The 20,265-nt window shown below is 64.1% G+C and carries 23 protein-coding genes; 16 read left to right on the top strand and 7 right to left on the bottom strand.

What is annotated here, in order from left to right; genetic code table 11:
- Positions 1 to 95 precede the first annotated feature (95 nt).
- Entirely contained in the window at positions 96 to 1,181 is a 1,086-nt protein-coding gene (locus H5J25_RS19615) for a type IV toxin-antitoxin system AbiEi family antitoxin (RefSeq protein ID WP_202096537.1), read from the top strand.
- A complete protein-coding gene (locus H5J25_RS19610) occupies positions 1,181 to 2,113 on the top strand; it encodes a nucleotidyl transferase AbiEii/AbiGii toxin family protein (RefSeq protein ID WP_202096536.1) in 933 nt (310 codons plus the stop codon). The genes H5J25_RS19615 and H5J25_RS19610 overlap by 1 nt, the downstream gene beginning before the upstream one ends.
- A 242-nt stretch (positions 2,114 to 2,355) precedes the next feature.
- On the opposite strand, the gene H5J25_RS19605 is transcribed toward H5J25_RS19610, so the two are convergent.
- Positions 2,356 to 3,003 carry an RES family NAD+ phosphorylase gene (locus H5J25_RS19605; protein ID WP_202096535.1) on the bottom strand — a complete coding sequence of 216 codons (648 nt, stop codon included), beginning with the start codon at positions 3,001 to 3,003 and terminating at the stop codon, positions 2,356 to 2,358.
- Positions 3,000 to 3,758 carry a hypothetical protein gene (locus H5J25_RS19600; protein WP_202096534.1) on the bottom strand — a complete coding sequence of 253 codons (759 nt, stop codon included), beginning with the start codon at positions 3,756 to 3,758 and terminating at the stop codon, positions 3,000 to 3,002. The genes H5J25_RS19605 and H5J25_RS19600 overlap by 4 nt, the downstream gene beginning before the upstream one ends.
- Before the next feature lie 256 nt (positions 3,759 to 4,014).
- Here H5J25_RS19600 and H5J25_RS19595 point away from each other — a divergent pair, with 256 nt between their 5' ends.
- The 9 genes from H5J25_RS19595 (at position 4,015) to H5J25_RS19555 (ending at position 11,447) form a co-directional block, all read left to right on the top strand.
- The gene (locus H5J25_RS19595) at positions 4,015 to 4,725 is read left to right on the top strand and encodes a DNA-binding domain-containing protein (protein ID WP_093068001.1); all 711 of its coding nucleotides are present in this window, start codon (positions 4,015 to 4,017) and stop codon (positions 4,723 to 4,725) included.
- Between the two features lie 15 nt (positions 4,726 to 4,740).
- Positions 4,741 to 5,697 carry a Mu transposase C-terminal domain-containing protein gene (locus tag H5J25_RS19590; protein WP_093067997.1) on the top strand — a complete coding sequence of 319 codons (957 nt, stop codon included), beginning with the start codon at positions 4,741 to 4,743 and terminating at the stop codon, positions 5,695 to 5,697.
- On the top strand, positions 5,694 to 6,623 hold the full coding sequence (locus H5J25_RS19585; RefSeq protein WP_093067995.1) for a TniB family NTP-binding protein: 930 nt from the start codon (positions 5,694 to 5,696) through the stop codon (positions 6,621 to 6,623). Before H5J25_RS19590 ends, H5J25_RS19585 begins: the two co-directional genes overlap by 4 nt.
- A 3-nt stretch (positions 6,624 to 6,626) precedes the next feature.
- Positions 6,627 to 7,835, top strand: coding sequence for a TniQ family protein (locus H5J25_RS19580; RefSeq protein ID WP_093067992.1), 1,209 nt, complete (start codon positions 6,627 to 6,629; stop codon positions 7,833 to 7,835).
- A gap of 115 nt (positions 7,836 to 7,950) precedes the next feature.
- The gene (locus H5J25_RS19575; RefSeq protein WP_093067990.1) at positions 7,951 to 8,220 is read left to right on the top strand and encodes an HU family DNA-binding protein; all 270 of its coding nucleotides are present in this window, start codon (positions 7,951 to 7,953) and stop codon (positions 8,218 to 8,220) included.
- 6 nt (positions 8,221 to 8,226) lie between these two features.
- Positions 8,227 to 9,090 carry a S1 family peptidase gene (locus H5J25_RS19570; protein ID WP_225883566.1) on the top strand — a complete coding sequence of 288 codons (864 nt, stop codon included), beginning with the start codon at positions 8,227 to 8,229 and terminating at the stop codon, positions 9,088 to 9,090.
- Between the two features lie 59 nt (positions 9,091 to 9,149).
- Positions 9,150 to 9,320, top strand: coding sequence for a hypothetical protein (locus H5J25_RS19565; protein ID WP_225883565.1), 171 nt, complete (start codon positions 9,150 to 9,152; stop codon positions 9,318 to 9,320).
- Between the two features lies 1 nt (position 9,321).
- Entirely contained in the window at positions 9,322 to 9,957 is a 636-nt protein-coding gene (locus H5J25_RS19560) for a hypothetical protein (RefSeq protein WP_093067984.1), read from the top strand.
- Between the two features lie 515 nt (positions 9,958 to 10,472).
- A complete protein-coding gene (locus tag H5J25_RS19555) occupies positions 10,473 to 11,447 on the top strand; it encodes an HWE histidine kinase domain-containing protein (protein ID WP_125945982.1) in 975 nt (324 codons plus the stop codon).
- Positions 11,448 to 11,453: 6 nt separating this feature from the next.
- Here H5J25_RS19555 and H5J25_RS19550 read toward each other — a convergent pair whose 3' ends face one another.
- A complete protein-coding gene (locus H5J25_RS19550) occupies positions 11,454 to 11,642 on the bottom strand; it encodes a hypothetical protein (RefSeq protein WP_114688876.1) in 189 nt (62 codons plus the stop codon).
- Between the two features lie 256 nt (positions 11,643 to 11,898).
- On the opposite strand from H5J25_RS19550, the gene H5J25_RS19545 reads away from it, so the two are divergent.
- The 3 genes from H5J25_RS19545 (at position 11,899) to H5J25_RS19535 (ending at position 14,570) form a co-directional block, all read left to right on the top strand.
- Positions 11,899 to 12,378, top strand: a complete 480-nt coding sequence (locus tag H5J25_RS19545) for a DUF892 family protein (protein WP_114688875.1) — start codon at positions 11,899 to 11,901, stop codon at positions 12,376 to 12,378.
- 354 nt (positions 12,379 to 12,732) lie between these two features.
- Positions 12,733 to 13,722, top strand: a complete 990-nt coding sequence (locus tag H5J25_RS19540) for an aldo/keto reductase (RefSeq protein ID WP_114688874.1) — start codon at positions 12,733 to 12,735, stop codon at positions 13,720 to 13,722.
- Positions 13,719 to 14,570, top strand: a complete 852-nt coding sequence (locus tag H5J25_RS19535; protein ID WP_225883564.1) for an SDR family NAD(P)-dependent oxidoreductase — start codon at positions 13,719 to 13,721, stop codon at positions 14,568 to 14,570. The genes H5J25_RS19540 and H5J25_RS19535 overlap by 4 nt, the downstream gene beginning before the upstream one ends.
- Positions 14,571 to 15,089: 519 nt before the next feature.
- Here H5J25_RS19535 and H5J25_RS19530 read toward each other — a convergent pair.
- From H5J25_RS19530 to H5J25_RS19515, 4 genes are all read right to left on the bottom strand, one after another.
- Positions 15,090 to 15,767 carry a sigma-70 family RNA polymerase sigma factor gene (locus H5J25_RS19530; protein ID WP_225883563.1) on the bottom strand — a complete coding sequence of 226 codons (678 nt, stop codon included), beginning with the start codon at positions 15,765 to 15,767 and terminating at the stop codon, positions 15,090 to 15,092.
- A 177-nt stretch (positions 15,768 to 15,944) separates the two neighbouring features.
- Positions 15,945 to 17,558, bottom strand: coding sequence for an ABC1 kinase family protein (locus H5J25_RS19525; protein ID WP_116462998.1), 1,614 nt, complete (start codon positions 17,556 to 17,558; stop codon positions 15,945 to 15,947).
- On the bottom strand, positions 17,558 to 18,232 hold the full coding sequence (locus H5J25_RS19520; protein WP_225883562.1) for a TetR/AcrR family transcriptional regulator: 675 nt from the start codon (positions 18,230 to 18,232) through the stop codon (positions 17,558 to 17,560). Before H5J25_RS19520 ends, H5J25_RS19525 begins: the two co-directional genes overlap by 1 nt.
- A gap of 125 nt (positions 18,233 to 18,357) precedes the next feature.
- Positions 18,358 to 19,266, bottom strand: coding sequence for an MlaD family protein (locus tag H5J25_RS19515; protein ID WP_225883561.1), 909 nt, complete (start codon positions 19,264 to 19,266; stop codon positions 18,358 to 18,360).
- Positions 19,267 to 19,420: 154 nt separating this feature from the next.
- On the opposite strand from H5J25_RS19515, the gene H5J25_RS19510 reads away from it, so the two are divergent.
- Both H5J25_RS19510 and H5J25_RS21750 read left to right on the top strand, forming a co-directional pair.
- Complete coding sequence (locus tag H5J25_RS19510) at positions 19,421 to 19,834, top strand: PaaI family thioesterase (RefSeq protein WP_165800952.1); 414 nt, start codon at positions 19,421 to 19,423, stop codon at positions 19,832 to 19,834.
- A gap of 75 nt (positions 19,835 to 19,909) precedes the next feature.
- A complete protein-coding gene (locus H5J25_RS21750; RefSeq protein ID WP_202096533.1) occupies positions 19,910 to 20,236 on the top strand; it encodes a PaaI family thioesterase in 327 nt (108 codons plus the stop codon).
- The last annotated feature ends 29 nt before the right edge of the window (positions 20,237 to 20,265 follow it).

The following is a 20,265-nucleotide window of genomic DNA, read 5'->3' as shown; positions in this document are numbered from 1 at the left end:
GGGTGATTTGCCTGTACGGCGATCATCGCCGTACAGCGAATATAGACAATGCATCGAATGTTCGCTAGTAAGGCGATATTCACTGGGCATCGAATATGGCGGTCGAGGCAAACGAGGAAGAGCTGCTGGAGCGCTTGATCGACGCGATCCGCGCCGTGCCCCATGCTCGTGCTCACCTCACGCACCGTCAAATGCCGCTCGACCAACGCCGGCGTATCGACGGGATCGTCGAAGCAGAGATCGGTGGACGTGCGATCGAACTGATCGTCGAGGCCAAGCGCGACGCCTTCCCGCGCGATGTGCGCGAGACAGTTTACCAGCTTCGCAACTATCTCGCCCACTATTCGTCAGGCCCGACCGAGGTGATACCCTTCTTCGTGGCCCGCGCAATCTCGCCGGGTGCCCGCGAGCTGCTGCGCCATGAGGAAATCGGCTTCTACGATCTCGGTGGCACGCTCTACATTCCCGCGAAGCACGCCTTCGTCCACATCGACCGGCCCGCTCCGCGCAAGAAGAGCAAGAGCTTCGATTCGATCTTCCAGGGTCAAAAAGCGCGGGTCATGCTCTATGTGTTCGAGAACCGCCGCGATTGGCTGAGCGTCAAGCGCATCGCCGAAGAGGTCGAGGTTTCGGCGGCGACCGCGTCCGAAACGCTGAGCGAGATGGAACGGCGCGAGTGGGTAGAGACGGAAGGTGCAGGGCCCGTCAAGACGCGCCGGCTGCGTGAGCCCGAACGCCTGCTCGATGCCTGGGCGCACTATGTGGCGAACCAGAAGGCGCGCGGAATCGAGCGCTTCTACGTCACGTCGGCCGACGTAAACGATCTCATGCACAAGCTCGATCGCGCGTGCGACGAGGCCGACGCGGCCTATGCCGTGACCGGCGAGGCTGCCGCGCAGGTCTACGCGCCCTATCTTTCGACGATCTCGCAGGTCCGGTGCCGGATCATTCCTGGCCCGCGCCGCGACGACGCGCTTGACCGCTTGCGGGCTCGCCCCGTCAGCGAGGGCTGGAACCTGGCGCTCGTTGAGACCAACGCGCGTGGCGACGTCACAGTCGGCGAGCGGATCGACGATGTCGGCTTCGCGCCGGCTCTTCAGGTCTATCTTGACCTGCTGCAGGGCTCGGGCCGTGCCAAGGAGATGGCCGCCCACCTTCGCAGCGAGAGGCTTGAGCACTGATGGCGAAGCCGCAGACGATCGACGGCTATGAAGCTGCGGTGACCGAGGCCTGCGAGCGCGTTCTCGTCACGCTGCTGCGCGGCTTCGGGCCATGGAAGGACTCTGTCTACCTCGTTGGCGGGCTGGCGCCGCGTTACCTGATCACGGCACGGCCGCCGAAGGTTCCGCCTCACGCTGGCACCGGGGATGTCGACGTCGTGGTCGACATGGCCATCCTCACCGACACCGAAGCCTATCGCACGCTCGAGGAAAATCTGAAGGCGATGCGCTTCGAGCGCGCGGAGAATGACGCGGGCAAGAAGCAATCGTGGCGCTGGAAGGCCGAGGTCGAGCGCGGCACGACCATGGTGCTTGAGTTCCTCGCTGATGCGCCCGAGCTCAGCGGTGGCCGCGTCACCGAGCTGCCGACCGAAGGCAATGTCACGGCGATCAACATTCCGCATGCCTCGATGGTGTTTGACCTGCACGGGACGACCAAGATTACGGCGGAGCTTCTGAACGAGCGCGGACGCGCGACAGAGCTGGTCCGCTATGCTGACATCGTGAGCTTCACCTGCCTCAAGGCCTTCGCTTACGATCAGCGGTCCGAGCCGAAGGACGCACATGATCTGGTCTACTGCGTGGAGCACTATGAGGGTGGCCTCGATGCGGTCCACGCGGCGTTCCGAGCGGCACTCGATGGCAAACACGCTGATGTCATCCGCTTGGCGCTGGAGCGGCTTGCCGCCCGCTTCATCGATCCTGATCCGGAGGAGAGCTATCGGCGCGATGGTCCCGTTGCTTACGCGTTATTTGAGGATGCGGTCGGCAGCGACGATGATGAGGAACTTCGCAACGCCCGCATCTTGCGCCAGCGCCGGACGGCGGACCTTATGAGCGCGTTCCTCATGCCGCTCACGGCTGAGTTGACGCCACTGAGATCAGGGACCTGATTAATTCGGGTCGAGGTTGCGTGCTTCAGCGGCGGCAGCGTCGCACCGCAAAAGCTCGAATTACGGTGTCAGCTGTTGGGCCATCGCATCGCGCGGGTGAACACATTCAACTACTTCGCACACCCCGACACCTGAGTTGCCGCTCCCCGCCGATCCAGTTCCAGCCGTCTAAAAGCACCTGCACCAACGATCGGTTTCGGGGGAACGCTCAAGTCGTCGTGAACGTCGGCTTCTGGGCCCAATCAAACGATCAGCGTTACGCCCGATCGATCTGCCAGTGCCTTGAACCGCATGGCAAGGCTTGGGTCGGCGTCAATCCGGGTGGTGCTGACGACGCTCAGGCCCGCAGCCGGTACACGATCGCCGAAGAACATCATCGCCAGCGACGACGGATAGGCGCGCGACTCCCAGACCATCCCGTGCGTGGCGGCGTCCTTGCGGTGCAGCGCCGCGGACCAGCGCCTCGTATCCGGGAACTCGCTCGCGGGTGTGTCGATCAACTGATTGCGAGCAATGCCGAGTTTCATCAGGTCCGGCGCGAGGAAGGAGCGTAGCGCCAGCGGGCTGGCGACCCTCAGCACCGAGCAGCGCACATCCGCGAGCTTGCTAAGCGGGTACGTCTTGAAGGACTGCGTTGGATCGAGATCGTGGAAGATCGTCTCGTAAACTGCGGCCTCGAACTCGTCCGCGGCATAGGCAGTCGGCACGCGTTTGCGCACGGGTCCGATCGGCGCGAACCGCGAGAAGCCGATCCCGGGGTTGAACGCGTCCCCGGCAAGGCGCTCAGCATGAATGCGCCAGAGAACCGCGCCTACGGCCAGATCGGTGACGTGGGTCGCAAAGGCGGTCGGCGGTTTGGGAACGATGCCGGTCGGCAGCAGCACCGTCACCCGCTGATCTCGTCGCTTTCATGCGCCGCAGCCTCGAGGACGGCCGCTTCATCGTCGAGGAGTTCCCTCGGAGCGGGTCCACCAAGCCACGAGTTGGACGACACGAACCAGAAAGCAGTTTGCCAGGGTGTCCGGTTCGCCGGCAGGACCTCTAGAACCCTCTTGATGAGGGGAAGCGGCTTGCCGTCGGCATCGAACTGGAACGTCGGGAAGCGATCCTGTCCCTGGTAGGGGACCGCAAAGACGCGCGCCTGCGCCTTCCAACGCGCCGCGGTCTGATGACGGTTCTTGGCTTCGTGTCCAGCACGCCCGGCAACCTCCGCGGAAGTGAGCGTTTCGACCTCGTGCATGAAGCGCTGGCGGATGGCGGTGTTGTCGGCCGCGACCGTGGTATGGAACTCGGCCATCGGATCATGCGTGTCGGCCAGGACGTCGAGGAGCTGCTCGATCTTGCGCTCGAGGTGCCTCGCTCGGACGTCGGGCAGCAGTTTGTCGACGATAGCGTAAAGCGCTTGGCGGTCCGGGTCAGCCGCGATGCTGGCCTTGGCCAGCTGCTCGATCGCGTGATCGACGGCCGTTCGATACTGTTCGGAGAAGCCCTCAACGGTAGGCGCTATACATAAAGTGTCATCGACCGTGCCGGATCGCGTGGTCCCGCGACGCTTGGCCGGCTTGGCGCGCGCGGTCTCGACCAAACTGGCGAACACCAAATCGGCGAAGTCGCCCGGGTCGACGGCGTTAGCGAGGGTCGCCATGGACAGCTCCTGCAGTGAGTCTGACTAACATATAAGCGATCTAACCGGGTTCGTCACCCCCATTGTTTATTCCAGTAATTTCTATTCCTGGAAAAAAGAATGAGACCGGGCAGGGTGGGTCCTTGTCGCAGTTCCTGAATAGGTGGACTGCGGCCTTGATTGCCGGTTCGCCCGGGCATTCTGCTCCCGAAACGCTGGACTCATGCCCTGAAAAGATAGACTTTGTCCGCAGTCCAAGCGGCAGGGTTGTGAACCGATGCGCGAGGCGGGAACGGACGGTGCGAGTGACGCAGCCTTTAGCGAGGCCCATCGCCGGGAACTCGTGATCCGGCCTCTTGCCGCCAAGGTCACGATCAATGCCCAGACCGCAGCGAACGCTGCAGCCACCTTGGGTCTTGGACGCTCCCGCCTGTTCGAACTAATCCGGGCGTACCGCGCTTCACCGGAGCTCGCCTCGCTTCTCCCGGGCAAGCGCGGTCGGGTACGGGGCGAGCGCCGGTTGCTGAGCGAACAGGAAGACCTGATCCGCCGAGCGCTCCGCGAGGTTTATCTCACCGCGGAGAAGCCGAGCGTAGCTAGCTTGCGACGTTGGCTGCGTCACGAGTGCCTGAAGGCCGGCGTCCCAATCCCGAGCGTAAAGGCACTGCGCGCTCGCATCGCGGCGCTTCCGCCGGAGGACATCATCGCCGCACGCGAGGGCACCAAGGCGGCGGCCGACCGGTTTCGGCCGGTGCGCGGCCGCCTTGAGGCAGGCTACGCACTCGAACTCGTGCAGTCCGACCACACGCTCGTCGACGTAATCGCAGTCGACGACGTGTACCGTCGGCCGATCGGCCGGCCGTGGATCACGCTCATGATCGACATTGCGAGCAGGACGGTGCCGGGCTTCCACCTCACGATGCTGCACCCGTCGGCGGTGTCGGTTGGGATGGCCATGCGCCACGCCGTGCTGCCGAAGGACCCCTAGCTCGCCGAACGCGGCATGTCTGCGCCATGGGGCAATCAGGGCCTGATGGACCGTCTTCACCTCGACAATGCGCGGGAGCACCATTCGAAGGCATTGAAGCGCGGCTGCCGTACCTACTCGATCGCGCTCGAGTACCGGCCTCGCAAGCGTCCCCATTATGGTGCGCACATCGAGCGGCTGATCGGGACGATGATGGGCGCCGTCCACCTGTTGCCCGGCACCACTTTTTCCAACGTCGCCGAGCGCGGCGACTACCAGGCCGAAGGTAAGGCGTGCATGACGCTGGCGGAGATCGAGGCCTGGCTCGCCGGGGAAATTATCGGGCCGTACCACGCAGATATTCACCGCGGGCTCGGCATCCCGCCTGCGACCGCTTGGGACGAAGCGGTTGAGCGACGGACGGAACTCATGCGGCTGCCCGCTGATCCGGCCGCGTTCCTGTTCGACTTTCTGCCCTGCGAGGTGCGGGCGGTCACGCGCGAAGGGATCGAGCTGTTCAATACCCACTATTGGGATGATGCGTTGTCCTGCCATTACACCCGACCCGGCGGCAAGCTGCCCGTCCGGTGGGACCCGCGCGACCTTTCACGGATCTGGCTCGAGCTGCCGGACGGTGACCATCTTGAGGTGCCGTACCGCGACCTTCGCCGGCCAGCGATCACCCGCTGGGAGCAGCTGGAGGCGCAGCGTACCCTGCGCGAGCGGGGCCGCGGGGCTGTCAACGAGCAGCTCATCTTTGACGCTGTCGAGACGCAGCGCTTCATCGTCGCCGAGGCTGCCCGCAAGACTAAGGCGGCCCGGCTCGCCATGCAGCGCACCGCGACGGCGCTCGCGGACGCTCAACGCGTCCGCGCGGCCAAGCACTCTGATCTGCCAAAGCGTGCCCAGCCGGCGCCTGTGTCTGGCCAATGCCCGCCACCCGCGCCTCCACTGGGCGACCTTCCGTTCTTGGTCGACGAGAAGAGAGGATGACCAAATTCGCGCATCTGGCGGAAGGCTACCGCGACCAGGCGCTCTGGCCGGACGATGAGCGTGTCGCATGGATACGCAAGGATCGCTGGGTCGGTTTTCCGAAGGCGGAGAAGGTCCGGTCGATGCTGGGCGAGTTGCTGGCGCACCCGCCTCGCACCCGCATGCCCTGCCTTCTCGTCTTCGGGCAAACAGGGATGGGCAAATCGCATATCGTCGAGCGGTTCGCGGACGAAAACCCGCGCACCTTCGATGACAGAACGGGGCTGGCGACCGTCCCGGTCGTCGCCGTGCAGCTGCCGCCGGAGCCGACCGAGGGCGAGTTCTACGACGAGATCCTGGCCGCGCTGGGTGCGGGCTTCGCTGGTGGGTCCGATCTCGGACGCGCCCGGCAGCTTACGCGCCGGTTGATGGGGCAGGTCGGCGCGCGCATGCTGTTACTTGACGAGATCAACCATATGCTGGCCTGCACACCGCGCCAGCAACGCATTTTCCTGAACACGATCCGCTACTTCGCCAACGACCTGCGAATGCCATTGGTCTGCACGGGCAACCACGAGGCGAGGGCGGCGCTCTTGACGGACGCAGCGCTCGCCGATCGCTTCGATGCGATCGAGCTCGTGCGCTGGCGAGATGACGAAGCCTTTCGGCTGCTCTTGGTGACGCTGGCCGCCATCCTGCCGCTCCGAAATCCGTCGCCGCTCGCCGAGGACTTGTTCAGGGCCAGGCTGCTGGAGCTGACCGACGGGAATACCGGCCGTATTTTCCGGCTTGTTGAGAACCTCGCCGTTCGGGCGATCCGGCGGGGCGCGGAGATGATCGGTCCCGAAGACTTGGACGCCGATGATCTTGTCCTTCCCAGCGTCACCATGAAGGAGATCGCGAAACGACGAGGGCGGCCAGGGTCGGGCGCGGTGGGCACTGCATGAGCGATGGTAGTCGACGCATCCCCGCTGCCGGTCGCCCCGCGTCCGCATCCGGACGAGCTGATCTCGTCCTGGCTGGGCAGAACTGCGGCGGTCTACGACATGGAAGTGGAGGGGTTGCGTGCCAGCCTGCTGCGGAACGGCGACGTCGCTCCTGGCGGCGTGGACGTCGAACTCGATTCCGGCGAGCGGGATCGTATCGCTGAGGCGTTCGCATTGGCTCCGGAATGCGTGGCCGCGCTGGAACTCCGACGGGCTTGGCCGAACCTTGCCGTGGATTGGCTGCGCTGCACCGATCGGGCCAGACATGCCCTGGACCCTCTGCACTCTTGCTGGTGTCCCACTTGCCTTGAAGAAGGTCGAAAGGCAGGCGGGGCTTACCTTGATCGCGACACAGCTCTGCCGCTGGTCCTCTGTCATCGTCATTTGCGGTGGCGGTATGAAGGCTGCCGCAGCTGCGTGCCCACTCGCGGGCCGACCTTTGTGCACATCAACGGCGCGACCGAACTGATCTGCCCCGACTGCCGCAAGCTCCTTCACACCATTGTCCATCGTGTCCCCGCCAGCGAGTGGGCCAGCGACGATCGGCGCGGCGCCCGACAGTTCGAGATGCTGCTGGCATTTGAGAAATGCTTGCGAGCCGCCTGGCTCGGCCATCCGTCGCACTGGTTCGGGGTAGGCGAGGTCCAGCCGTCCGAGTTCCTGGCTCTGCTCGACGATCTGACAAAGGCGCTGCTCGCGCGCAATCTGGACCAAACCAGCTTGATCAACCGATATCAAAGCGAGTTCATCGGCGCTGTTCCGCATCACCGGCCTCGCAATTGGGCGGACGCTTCCTTCCCCAAGCTTTCACCGAGAATGAGGGCCAAGGTACTGTGCGCGGTGATCGCAATCATCTCGCGCGAGGAGATTAGCGTGCTGTTCTCCCTTTGGTACTGGACTAGGTCGTCGGGTTCCGAAGTCAAGACCCAGAAGCTCGAGTGGTTATTCGAGAACGCCACGACACGCGTGCAGGCCATGCTGATCCGAGGCAGCGAGCGGTGGCCGGCAGCCCTGCGGGAACGCATGCGCGTCCTGCATGAAGCATCAGGGATCGACGTCGATGATGTACTTGCACGCTTTGAGGCGATCCGGGCGGAGCTCGGCTTCACCAGCCTGATCAGGCGCCCCGGAGATCCAGGTTGGCGCGGCAGTCTGGCGGACCTTCCTGCCTGAGGACTCACGGCTGAAGCGGGACGGCGATCCCGGTCGGCAACGGGCGGAGCGACGGTTTGCCGCGGGTGGCTTCGCCGCTATGACATCGGCTCGGCAAACAGGGGAAGCGGACAGCATGAACACCAAGGATCTCGCCAAGCAGGTCGCCGACCAGCTCGGCACGACGGAGAAGCAGGCGCGCGAACTGCTCGACGCGGCGCTGAACGCGATCGGCCAGGCAGCCGCGGCGGGTGACGAGATCAACCTGCCGGGTTTCGGCAAGTTCAAGGTGAAGAGCATGAGCGAGCGCAGCGGCCGCAATCCGGCCACGGGCGAGGCGATCACGATCGCGCCGTCGAAGAAGCTGACGTTTACGCCGGCCAAGGCGCTGAAGGATAGGCTCTGAGCGTTCGTGGCCGAGCGCAATCGAAGGCCTGCTTCGAAACCGGTCGATCTGAAGGAGGCGCTCGAGCGCGTGCCCTGGGCGTCGCGCGGGCGTGACACGCCAATCTCCCGCCTCGCACGATCAATCGTACCCGTCGGTAACAAGGCGGGCGTGCCTAAGGGCGACCTCGCGCTCCATATCGCGATCCAGGATCCCGTCCATGAGGACTGGGTCATGGACATTCAGGGCACCGCCTTTCAGGTCGGGCGCGGCAAGCTCTACACCTGCTGGCACGTCGTGGAAGCGCTCCGCTTAAAGGAGCATGAAGCGTACCTCTGGGCGAACAGCCGGCTGAACGGCGTAGAGGCGCAACGGCCGTACCCGTTCGCGGCCGTCATGCGCTACTATGACCAACGATTCGAGAATGGCGGACCGGGGATCGACGCCGGCATCCTGATCTGTCCTGCGACCGAGAGCGAGGAGGCCCCCTACAACGTGCCGCCGGTTACCTGGGGCGACTCGACCAAGGTCGGGGTAGGCGACCGGGTGCTGATCGGCGGTTTCCCACTCGGCAAGGCGATGTTTTTCTCGAACGCGACCAACCGCGGGCTGGTCCAACCCTCCTTTTTCGAAGGGATCGTCAGCGCAGTAATCCCGGCGATACAGCGCGGTGAGACGCGACTGTTCCAGATCAGCTCGGTGGCGCTTGGCGGCATCAGCGGTGGCGTGGTGTGTGACTCGAGGACGGGTGCGGTGCTCGGCATGGTAACGAGCGGGCTCACCGCGGGCGAGATCAGCCTGCCGATCACCTACGCGATTCCCAGCGAGGTGCTCCGGCCCTTTGCCGATGCAATCAGCTTCGATGTCGGCGATGGGGAACGATGGCGCTAGTCGGGCCGGCGCCATGGACGCCGCTTGCGCGGCGGGGAGGGGAGGCGCATATTACCGTCATGGCGACCAGGTCCGACACGATCACCACCAAGGGCAGCAAGCCGGGCGTGCTCGGGCGCAGCGCAGCGACGGGCCGTTACGTTCTGGCGCCGGTGGCGACCAAAAAGGCGACCGTCTCCGACCAGCGTATCGCCGCGGCAGTGAAGAGCGTTTTGGCCAAGAAGAAGTAGCTTGCCGGCCGTCCAGACGTCGACGGACGACGTCTTCATCAATTGTCCCTTCGACGACGCGTTCGCGCCGACGTTCCGGGCGCTGATCTTTGCCATCCTCGTCTGCGGCTTTCGCCCGCGCTCGGCGCGCGAGCTAGATGACGGTGGCCAGACCCGGATCGACAAGATTTTTGCGCTGATCGAACAGTGCCGCTACGGCATCCATGACCTGTCGCGCACCGAGCTGGACGCGGTTAACAACCTGCCGCGCTTCAACATGCCGCTCGAACTCGGGCTGTTCCTTGGCGCCAAGCGGTACGGCGGCAAACATCAGAAAGCCAAGCGTGTCCTGATCCTCGACGTCGAGCAGTTCCGCTACCAGCGTTTCATCTCCGATCTGGCCGGCATGGACATCCACGAGCATGGCGGCGACCCGGCTCGGGCGCTCCGCGAGGCGCGTGATTGGCTCGCCAACGTGTCGCGCCGCGAGTTGCCGAGCGCCGACCGCGTGCAGCGCGTCTATGAGGCGTTTCTGGCCGATTTGCCCGATTTGGCGGCCGTGCTAGAGTTCGACCCCGATCGGATTCCGTATGTCGACTTCGAGCGGATCGTCGGGCGATGGCTGATCGAAGCGCCCGCGGCGATCGGGGCCGCGTGAGACACCTAAAAAGCCGTTACGCTTCCGGTCCGATAACATAGATTATGTTAAATTCGCGTGTTGTGCGGTGTGAGAGGGAGGATCCGGCGAGGAAATCCGCTGGTCGTCGGCTGAACCTCAGCCGCGTTGACGGACGCACAGACCAGTTCCTGCACGAGATTTAAGAGACGCGACAGCGCAGCACTTATGAGCGCCTCCTCGTCGCGGCACACCCGTCGGCTGCGTAAGGCGGGAACCACGTTGAAACGGAACGGTTTCCTTTTGTTGCGCTTCTCCTCTATCCCGCAGGTGCGACAATGCGGCCTGATCAAGAGAATGTCAGAGAACATGAACCGGCACAATCCGGCACTCGCCGGGCGAGTGTTCCGGGAACTCTTCTCGAAAGCTATGGCCTCTGCTCGCGCGGAGAATGCCGGCAGGGAGCGAAGCAGGCGATTTGATTGAGACCTGAGCGCGGAACGAAGCTCGGGGCTACAAGCGGGGCCACAGAGCAGATCGAATGGAAGAGGATCGTCGTGGATAAAGAGGCAGCGGAGCGAACGGCGGCCGTTCTTGCTCGGAGAGCGCTGAGCTTGTTGGACGGCGTTGACGCCGGCGGCAGCCTCTTTGCTTGTCGTCTCTCCGAGGCGCTGGATGTCGCCGTACCGAATGCGACCGACATGGCACCGCGGTCCTCAATGATGGAGCTGGTCTCTCCCGGCCCGCACGCGGCTACGCCGCTCGCCACCTTTGGCTTGGCTGATGGCCAAGTCGTTGCGATCAATCCCGCTACCGTGTCGCACCTGTGCAGCGACGATTTCGCGACGACAATTCGCTTCCTTGATGGCTCGCAGGTGCAGCTCAAGGTTCCGTACGAAAAGGTCGTGATGGGGCTCGGTCTGCCCTCCAAAAGTCAGCCGCCAGCAAATGGCTTCATGCCAGTCAATGGCGCTCGCCATGTTCTTCGAAACCTGCTCACCATCGTCTCAGCGACGACCAATCAGGTGTTGGACGGCGACGAGCCTCTTCTTGAGAAGGGCCGAGAGCTGTCAGCCCGGGTGGCGATGCTCAGCAGGATCAGCGACTTGATCGTGCAACCCGAGGCCCACGTCACCGATCTTCAGACACTGGTCGAGCTGGCGCTTGCCGAAGGGGGTCGTAGTCGCGTTCGCATCGTCGGCTCACCTGTTCCGGTAGGACCGAGCACGGCGGCGGCCCTTGCGCTCGCTGTTCACGAGCTGGAGGTGCATTCGCTGCGCTACGGCGCCTTAAGTGAAAAAGACGGATACGTGTCATTACGTTGGGAGGTCAACGTCACGGACCAGCCGCACATCTGGCTTCAATGGGCAGAACGTGACGGTCCGCAAGTAAGGACGCCGCTTTGCACATGGAGTGAACGCTTGCTCGAGGTCGCCACCCCAAAGCGGCTAGGCGGTGTTGGAGGCGTCGATGACCTCCCAACCGGGCTGATCTGGTCGCTTCATGCACCCGTCGCTGCGCTTCAGGCCTGAACTGCTTTAGTGACGGTCGCCCGGTTCGCTGAGGTTCTGTTCGACAAGCGCCTCGACCGCAGCACTGCTGATCCGCTCGGCCGTACGCAACGCTGCTTTTGGCGTCATCACGACGTCGACGGCATCCGGGCCTTTAACTGCGACCAGGCCGTGGTTCGCCTCCGCTTCCGAAGGGGCGTCGTGTACCTCTTTCATAGTTCTGCTCCTCTCAAGTGGGAACGCAAGAGCTCTTGCCAAGGTTTCCACGATCACGTTGGCGACGATTGCTCAGGTGGGCGCGCGGTTCCTAACTCATTCCGACGCCGGTGCCTTCCCCAGGCGATCATCCGCGATCGACAAAGGGTATAGTCCATACTCCCGCCTCGTGTTCCGACGGAACTTCAATCGCCTTCAAGGTTAATGAACAAGCCGCTCTTCGTTCGAGCCGGCCGCAGGATGAGGATGAGGCTCCATGGAAAAAGACAATCTGCAGAAGCTCGTAGTTCAGGGACTGGCTGCGATGAAGGCCGGCAGTGATGTGGCTGCAAAGGCAACCGACGAGGTCAATAATGATGCCCGCCACCCGGCCCTGAAAGCGGCGCTCGAGGAAGGAAACCGGGCATCCCGGCAGTGGGCCGATAAGATCGAGCGTGCTGTCCAGCAGACGGGGTCGGGTGAGCAGCAGGACAACCCCGTGCTCGAAGCCCATTACGAAGTAAGTCGCAGGATCCGCCAACAGGCTGCGGACGACACCTCACGGGACCTCGGCATTATTGCAAGCGGACAGTTGGCGCTGCACTACTGGGTCGCATCCTTCGGCACGATGGCGAGCTATTGCGGACACCTTGGGATGGAGGACGTGGCGCGTGACATGAAGGCGTGCGCGGACGAGGCAAAAGAGGCGGACGCCAAGCACACCGAACTCGCCGAACAGCTGCTAAGCGGGAACTGAGCGACAAGCGTTTCGAACGGCCTCAGAACTCGTCCGGGATCGAACGGTTTCAGCAAGGCGAAGGAGCAGTGGGTGATTGTGCCCCTGCCCTTTCGCCTGGAACGCAATGATCATGGATACGGCTGGTAAGCGCCTCGAAGCCAGGACTGCGCGCTAGGTTGTACCACACGAACTGCACAGGCCGAGGGCGCGCCGCCAGTCGGCCGGCTCGTGTGGCATGTCGGTATCAGGACGGCCGAGTCCCGGTCGGAACAAGAAGTGAGCGGCGCCGCTGAGTTCGCCACAATCGCTGATTTGCACAATGGGAAGCGGGCCCAGACTTGGCACACTCGCCCGAAGACGAGAGGATCAACAATGACGGTAAAACAACGAACGCTGGGCGGTGAGTTGCGCGTGTCGGGGCTGGGACTGGGATGCATGGGTATGTCCGAGTTCTACGGACAGGCCGACGACGCCGAGGCGGTAGCAACGATTCACCGGGCAATCGAACTCGGCGTGACCTTTCTCGACACGGCCGATATGTATGGCGTCGGCCGTAACGAGGAGCTGGTCGGGCGCGCGATCCGCGATCGTCGTGACAAGGTCGTGCTTGCGACCAAGTTCGGCAATGTCCGGGACGAGGACGGGAGCTTCAGGGGCGTGTGCGGGCGACCCGATTATGTCCGAGCGGCCTGCGAAGCGAGCCTGCGCCGGCTAGGAATAGAGGTGATCGATCTCTTTTATCAGCACCGTGTGGACCCCGACACGCCGATAGAGGACACGGTGGGTGCGATGGCCGATCTGGTCCGCGAGGGCAAGGTGCGCCACCTCGGCCTTTCGGAAGCGGCGCCCGCAACAATCAGGCGCGCGCACGCCGTTCATCCGATCGCGGCGCTCCAGACCGAATATTCGCTTTGGAGCCGTGACCCGGAGGGCGAGATCCTGGAAACCATTCGGGAGCTGGGGATCGGCTTCGTGCCGTACAGCCCGCTTGGCCGAGGCTTCCTGACGGGCGCAATCCGGCGGGTGGAGGACCTCGCACCCGATGATTATCGCCGGCACAGTCCGCGATTCCAGGGCGACAATCTCCAGCGTAACCTGGAGCTTGTCGCCGCGGTCGAGGCGCTTGCGCGGGAAAAGGGCTGTACGCCGTCCCAGCTCGCGCTCGCCTGGGTGCTGGCACAAGGCGAGGACATTGTTCCGATCCCGGGCACCAAGCGCCGCCGCTATCTGGAGGAGAATGTCGCCGCGCTCGACGTCATGCTGAGCCGGGAAGAACTGGAACGTCTTGATTACGCGGCGCCAAGGGGGGCTGCCGCGGGCGAGCGTTACGCGGCACCTCAGATGCAGGCGCTAAACAGGTGAGCGCGCCCGAGGAGCACGGGCTCGCCGGCCAAGTCGCGATCGTCACGGGCGGCGGTCGCGGGCTGGGCCGCGCCATGACGCTGGGGCTAGCGCAGGCCGGCGTGCGGGTGATCGCCACCGCTGCACGCGAGCTTGCCGAAGTCGAGGCGGTCGCAAAGGAGGCAGAGCGTGAATGCGGCGACGATCGGGTGCGGCCGCTGCTCGCCGACGTGACCCGGGCGGCGGATTGTGCCGCGGCGGTGCGCGAAGCGGTCGCGCGGTTCGGCCGGCTCGACATCCTCGTCAACAACGCCGGGCGCGGCATGAAGTATGTAAGCGATACCTTCCTGACCGAACCGACCCGATTCTGGGAGGTCGCCCCCGACACCTGGCGCCTGGTGATCGACACCAACGTCAACGGACCGTTCCTGATGGCGCGCGCGGCTGTCCCGGCGATGCTGGAGAGAGGCAGCGGGAGGATCGTCAACGTCTCGATGAACCGCGAGACGATGCGGCGCAGAGGCTTCTCGCCCTATGGCCCGTCCAAAGCGGCGCTGGATTCAGAAACCGCGATCTGGGCGCAGGACCTTGCTGATAGCGGCATCACGGTGAACGCGCTGCTGCCAGGGGGCGCAACGCTGACCGGCATGATCCCCGAAGGGCTGCCGGACAGTGCCCGCGCCGGGCTGCTGTCGCCCGAGATCGTGGTCCCGCCGCTGCTCTGGCTCTGCTCCGACGCTGCCGCGACGGTGACGGGCAAACGGCTGGATGCCTGGCGGTGGACGGGGGCGCAGTCGGCGGGCGAGCCGGGGCATGACGCGATCGAGGATGCCGCCTGGCAGGACAGCCACGGGGCAGAACTCGCCTGACCAGCCGAGACCGCGTCCTTTCACGATCGCAGCGTCGTCCAGACGCGTAGTGCCCAGCGTGGCAGCGCCGAACGATCCGCAATCGTCCGATCGCCCCACCTTCCCCAAGCGACGCCCAGACGCGAACCAGCGCGTTCAGCTGCTGCTCCCGGACAGTGATGGCGTTGAGCTCGACCGCGAAGAGGTTTCTGTGGGCATCAAGCTCGTCGAGGTACGAGGCATAACTCCGCGGTAACGATCGCGAGCGAGATTCGACGGTCGCTGCAGGATCGACCGTCGAACCGAAACGTGGACGATCTGTTCCCGTAGCACCTGCTCGCTTGTAACCAGGGCGCAACGATCAGAGGTGAATGCTAACGAAAATACATGATCCAGGGAAAATCGCCTGTTTGGCAGCGATTAACGGGCAAACTCGCGAGACGACTCCATCGCGCCATCATTAACTCGTGGCGCCACGGGGGCTCATCGCGGGTCTGAAACGGAAGGGACACAAACGAGATCTGGTGGATCCTAAGAAAGTCATCCGACGGCGCAGCGAGCGGCCGCACGCTCCGCGCGCCACCTTCGCAGCAGTTCGATCTGCTTTGAGTGTTCATCATCAACGCGCGACGGCTCATACCGAGGGGACGAATCGACCGACAGGATCCGGGATGCTGTCCCCTTGGCTGGCACGACGTTCGCTTGATCCAGGAGTGCGCGCAGCATCTGCCGCCCTCTCACCACGCGGCTCTTGATCGTACCGACAGGAACCTGTTCGATCGTGGCTGTCTCTTCGTAGCTCAAACCCTCGATCCCGACAAATTGGATGCACCGCTGCTGCTCGGGTGTCAGGCGCGGCCACAGGCGGCGAACATCGCCCAATGTCACGACCGATTCTTGATTTGACGCCACCGGAACATCAATGAGTTCGGCGGTCTCGCCTGCCTGTCCCGCACCTTTACGACGAACCTGCGACAAAAAGGAGTTGCGAAGGATACGGAAGGTCCAAGCTTTCAAATTCGTGCCGGCCTCGAAGGACGCACGGCTGCGCCAGGCTTTCAGCACGGTATCCTGAACGAGATCCTGTGCAGCATCGGGATTTCTTGTTAGCGATCGCGCATAGCTCGCCAGCCTGGGCATCAAGTCGCTCAGTGCAGCACCGAAGTCAGACAACTCCTCAGCCGGTACATGCGCTTCGTGATCCGGTTGTTCCGACACGCAAAAGCCCTCGCTCGATCGAACCAGGGTGCGGTTTATACACCGCCTGGTTTACTTGTTCGGAAACGCCCCCTCTCGTGGGTTGTTCCACTTCTCAGCGAGGAGCCGGATACCCGAACAAGCGCGCGAAAGGGTAAGGGTGGAGAGTCGGGTGTGGGAAGGTCGGGCAGCAGGAAGTCAGCGCCTCTGCCTGCTCGAAAACCAAGCCCAGCCTGCAGGCAGCACCGCAGACGCCATCAACATCGCGCCGACAACATCATGGTCGCGCTGAAGGATCGCGCCCGCGACAAGCAGTCCGGTGGACAGAATGTTGGGATCGGCGCGCCGGGGCGATGCCGGAGTTGGGAAAACCGCGCCTCCCTGCAATTCGATCGGCAGCGCACCCGACCGCGCAACCCGCTCGGCGAAGGCCACCAGCTCGGGCGAGGCGGCGGCCAGACGGCCCAGGCTCGTCGCCAGCCGGCGTCCGCCACGCTTTAGGCCGGCTGGGCCGATCCGCTCCCGCAGCAGTTCGCGCGCGATCGGTGCCGCGCGCGCGGCAATGTCAAAGCCGGGATCAAGCCGTCGCACGAATCCTTCGGCGATCAGCAGGGTGCGCAGCAGCAGGGCGAGGTCGGGTGGCAGCGCCAGGCGGTAGGTGCGCAGCAGCGCGAACACGCGGCCGAAGATGTCGGCGAGCTCGATCTGCTGGAGTACCGCCCCGCGGAACTGGTCGATCAGCGCGTCGAGGTCGCGGGTCAGTGCCGGGCGATCGACGTCGGTCTCGCCCGACCATTGCAACAGTACGTCCGTCACCGATCGTGTGTCCTCACCCGCGATGGCAAGGACGAGCGTGACAACCTCGTTCCGCCGGGCGGGACTGAGCACGCCGACCGCCCCGAAGTCGATGAACGCCAACGACCCGTCGGCCAGAACAAACACGTTGCCGGGATGGGGGTCCGCGTGGAACCGGCCGTTGAAGATGATCATCCGCAGCACCGCATCGGCATATCTGCCGGCGACGTCGGCAGCGCCCTGACCCGCCCCGTCCTCACCCGCTCGGTCGAGGATCGCGCGGACCGGCACGCCGTCGAGCCGTTCCTGCACGTTGATCCGGCGACCAACCTGATCCCAGTAGAAGCCGGGCGTGCGAACGCCGAGCGGCTGCAGGAACACGCCGATGCTCTCGCAGGCTGCCGCTTCGGCGCTGAGGTCCATTTCCTGCGACAGGCTCTCAGCGAAGAACCGGAGCAGTTCGTCAGGCTTGAGGCGACGGATCTCCGGTGAGTGTCTCGCGGCGAGCCGCGCAATGCGGCGAAGCAGCCTCAGGTCGGCATCGACGCGTTCCGCGATCCCCGGTCGGCGTACCTTTACCACGACCTCGGTTCCGTCGCGCAGGATGGCGCCATGAACCTGCGCGATCGAGGCCGCGGCGATCGGTTCGCGGTCGAAGCTCGCGAACACGTCCGCGATCGGGGAGCCAAGCGCGGTCAGGATCGTCGGCTCCAGCGCCTCGAACGGCAGCGGGGTCACCCGGTCCTGCAGCGTCGACAACGCGCGCACCCATTCCGGCCCGAGCAGGTCTTCACGGGTCGCGAGCACCTGCCCCAGCTTGACCGCGACGGGTCCAAGGTCTCGCAGCAGCGCGACGACCCGCTCGGGGGTACCGACGTCCACCGGCTGCTCCGAACGACCGGGCAGCAGGCCCAGGCGCGAGGCGAGCCCGTTGAAGCCATGGCGCCCCATGATCTGGAGGAGCTCGGCCAGGCGCGCGCGCTCACCGATCTGAGGTTCGTCGTCGGTGGTGGGCATCAGGCGCTGCAACCATCCGCCTCGCGCGGACGGCAGCCATCGAGGAACAGGTCGATACCGCGAGAGATACGATCACGTGCGGCATCGTCGTACGCGGGAGGAGACAGCCCGAGCGCTGCGCGGCGCATGGGTGCGACCACTACGAGGGTGACGAACTGCTCGGCGGCAAACACCGGGTCTGCCAGCGATAGCTCACCCTTTGCATCGGCATGGGCGAGGATCGAGGCCACCCACTGCACGGCCCGCTGGTAGCCGAAGTCGTGGATGTTTGCCGCAAGCGCTGGAAAGCGCACGGCCTGCGCGATGACGACGCGTTCCATGGAGGTGATCCGCGGCGTCAGCAGCCACTCAAGCAGACGATCGGCGATTACGCGAAGCCGCGATCGGATGTCGGGTTCGTCGCTGCCGGAAGGTTCGAGCGCGCGCAGCTGCGTATCGATCTCGTCGAGGATCACCGCCTCGAACACGCGGGCCTTGCTGCCGAAGCGCGCGTACAGGGTTCGCTTGGAGATACGCGCCTGTTCGGCGATCATGTCGGCACTGGCGCCGTCAAACCCGTGTGCGAAGAACATCTCGCGGGCGCTCTTGAGGATATGCGAGGTCAGGCGAAGCGCATCCTCGGTCGTGGGTCTGCCCATCTTCCTGGGCCGACCTTTCTTTTCGTTGTCGCTCAATCTCGTTCTCCTGGATCGACGGTAGCCTGATCCGGACAGGTTGACGAGAAATCACGCCGAGAGGGTCGCTTGCTCGCCTGCCAGCTCGATCTCAGCCCAAGGCTGTGCTTTTGTATCGCCGTCGCTCAATCCTGTGACGTTGGCTTGTAGACGGGAAGAGACGCAGCACCCACGCCCAGTCCCTCCTGATCGATGCGAACGGCCGTATCCCTGACAGCACCGACCTTGTTCCTTGCTGAACGAATGGTCTCACGCAGTTGAGCCTGTTTGGCAGTCGTGCCGCGGATCGCGGGTCGAACCGCCTCAACGCGCGCCACAAATCGCTCGGCTCCGTCTCGAGCGTTCACCAACGTGCGGTTCGCTCTCGCGAGAACGGTCGCGCTGCGTTCGTCCACTGCCGCTCTCAGCTGTTGGGCGCTGTCGCGGGATCGCTGCAAGGCGTCGCCCACGGCAATCACGCGGCCGCGCGCACCGGTGAGAGCATCGGACGCTGCTCCGGCTTTGTCTGCCCAACCGGCGGAACTTTCCGCAAGCGCCGCCAGTCGATCGCTGGCCCGCTGCTGCTGAGCGGCGTCGAGGTTGCGAGAAACAGAATCCACGGTGCGGCTGATCTTTTCGACCAGTGCGACGGGGTCCCCTCCGCCGCCAAGGAGCCCGCCTTCCTTGGCGGGAATGACGGGAAGCTCGGTGTCGCTCGCCGCAACGATCGGGGGCGCACCAGATGTAGCGCCGTCGAGGCTGATGTTCGCGGTGCCGGCCAGTGCCGATCTTGCGATCGACGCTTTTACGCCTGCGACGATGGGGATCCGCGGGTCAAGGCTGACGGTGACGAGAACCGCTGACGGGTCATCCTTATCGAACCGTATCGATGTGACATGACCGGCCGGTACGCCCGAGAAGGTCACCGGCGACCCCTTCTCCAGGCCGGCAACGCTCCCGGTGAAGCGGATCATATAGGGATTGCCGTCTCCATCGCGTGCATCAAACAGCCACAGGGTGAAGATCAGGAGCGTGCCAAGCAGAAAGCCGGTCACTACGAGCACCAGGAATTTGTTCGACCGCGTTTCCATGCGAGACCATAACCATTAAGAAGCAGGACCATATATGTAAACCGTACCGTTTCCCAGGTGGCTGGAGCAAAGGCGGCCTTTTAAGCTGGCAAGGCCTGATCAGGACGAGGATGGAATCGTGGCTGGAGACTGGAGCCTGCAACCAGGCGACATACCGTGGGGCAACAGGCTTGGCCTGGAGCTGGTTTCGATCGGCGATGGCCTCAGCTCGCTACGTGTCGGTTGGCGTGAGGAGCTGGCGGACGACGACGAGACTTTAGCAACGGGCGTGTTGACGAGCCTTATCGATCAGGCCTGCGGCGTTGCTGTAATGTCCCGACTGGGAAGGCGATTGGCAATCTCGACTCTCAACCTGAAGGTGGACCATGTGCGGTCCCCCGAGGCGAGATGCTCCGCGACAGCGTGGGCGCATTGTTACGACGCCACCGAGCACCGTGCGTTCGTACGGACCGAAGTCTGGGATACCGATCCTTCTCACCTGATCGCGACTGCCCAAGGCGTCTTTTCGATCAATCGGGCTGTCGGGTCATGAGCGGCTTCCGCGCAGCTGCTAGGCTCCACGATTTCGGAGAGCGGTGACGCCTTTGTTTTGACGCCAGTGGAATACATGATCGGCAACCCCCTCCTTCCCGCCTTGCATGGCGGAGCTGTGGCATCCTTTCTCGAAGTGGCAGCGAAGCGTGCCCTTGCACGCCAACTTCCGCATGGGCACGTCCCGAAGCTCATCAGCGTGAACCTCCAGTTCCTTGCCTCTGCTCGGCCCGATGCCCTTGTCACGACGCCTAAGGTCAGGCGTGTCGGGCGTCGGATCGCAGTCGTTCACGCCGAAGCATTCCGCCGCGGAGATCCCGCGGCTGTATGCTTCGCGCAGCTTGAGTTTGCTGTGCACGAGCCCATCAGAGTGGGTGGCAATGCCGACCGACACACACTATGATACGGCTTAGTTTACATACGATAGGGTTG

The organism is Sphingomonas aliaeris (genome assembly GCF_016743815.1).
In the GTDB taxonomy this organism is placed as follows: domain Bacteria; phylum Pseudomonadota; class Alphaproteobacteria; order Sphingomonadales; family Sphingomonadaceae; genus Sphingomonas; species Sphingomonas aliaeris.
The sequence above is the reverse complement of the archived record's forward strand: the minus strand, read 5'-3'. Positions and strand labels throughout refer to the sequence as shown.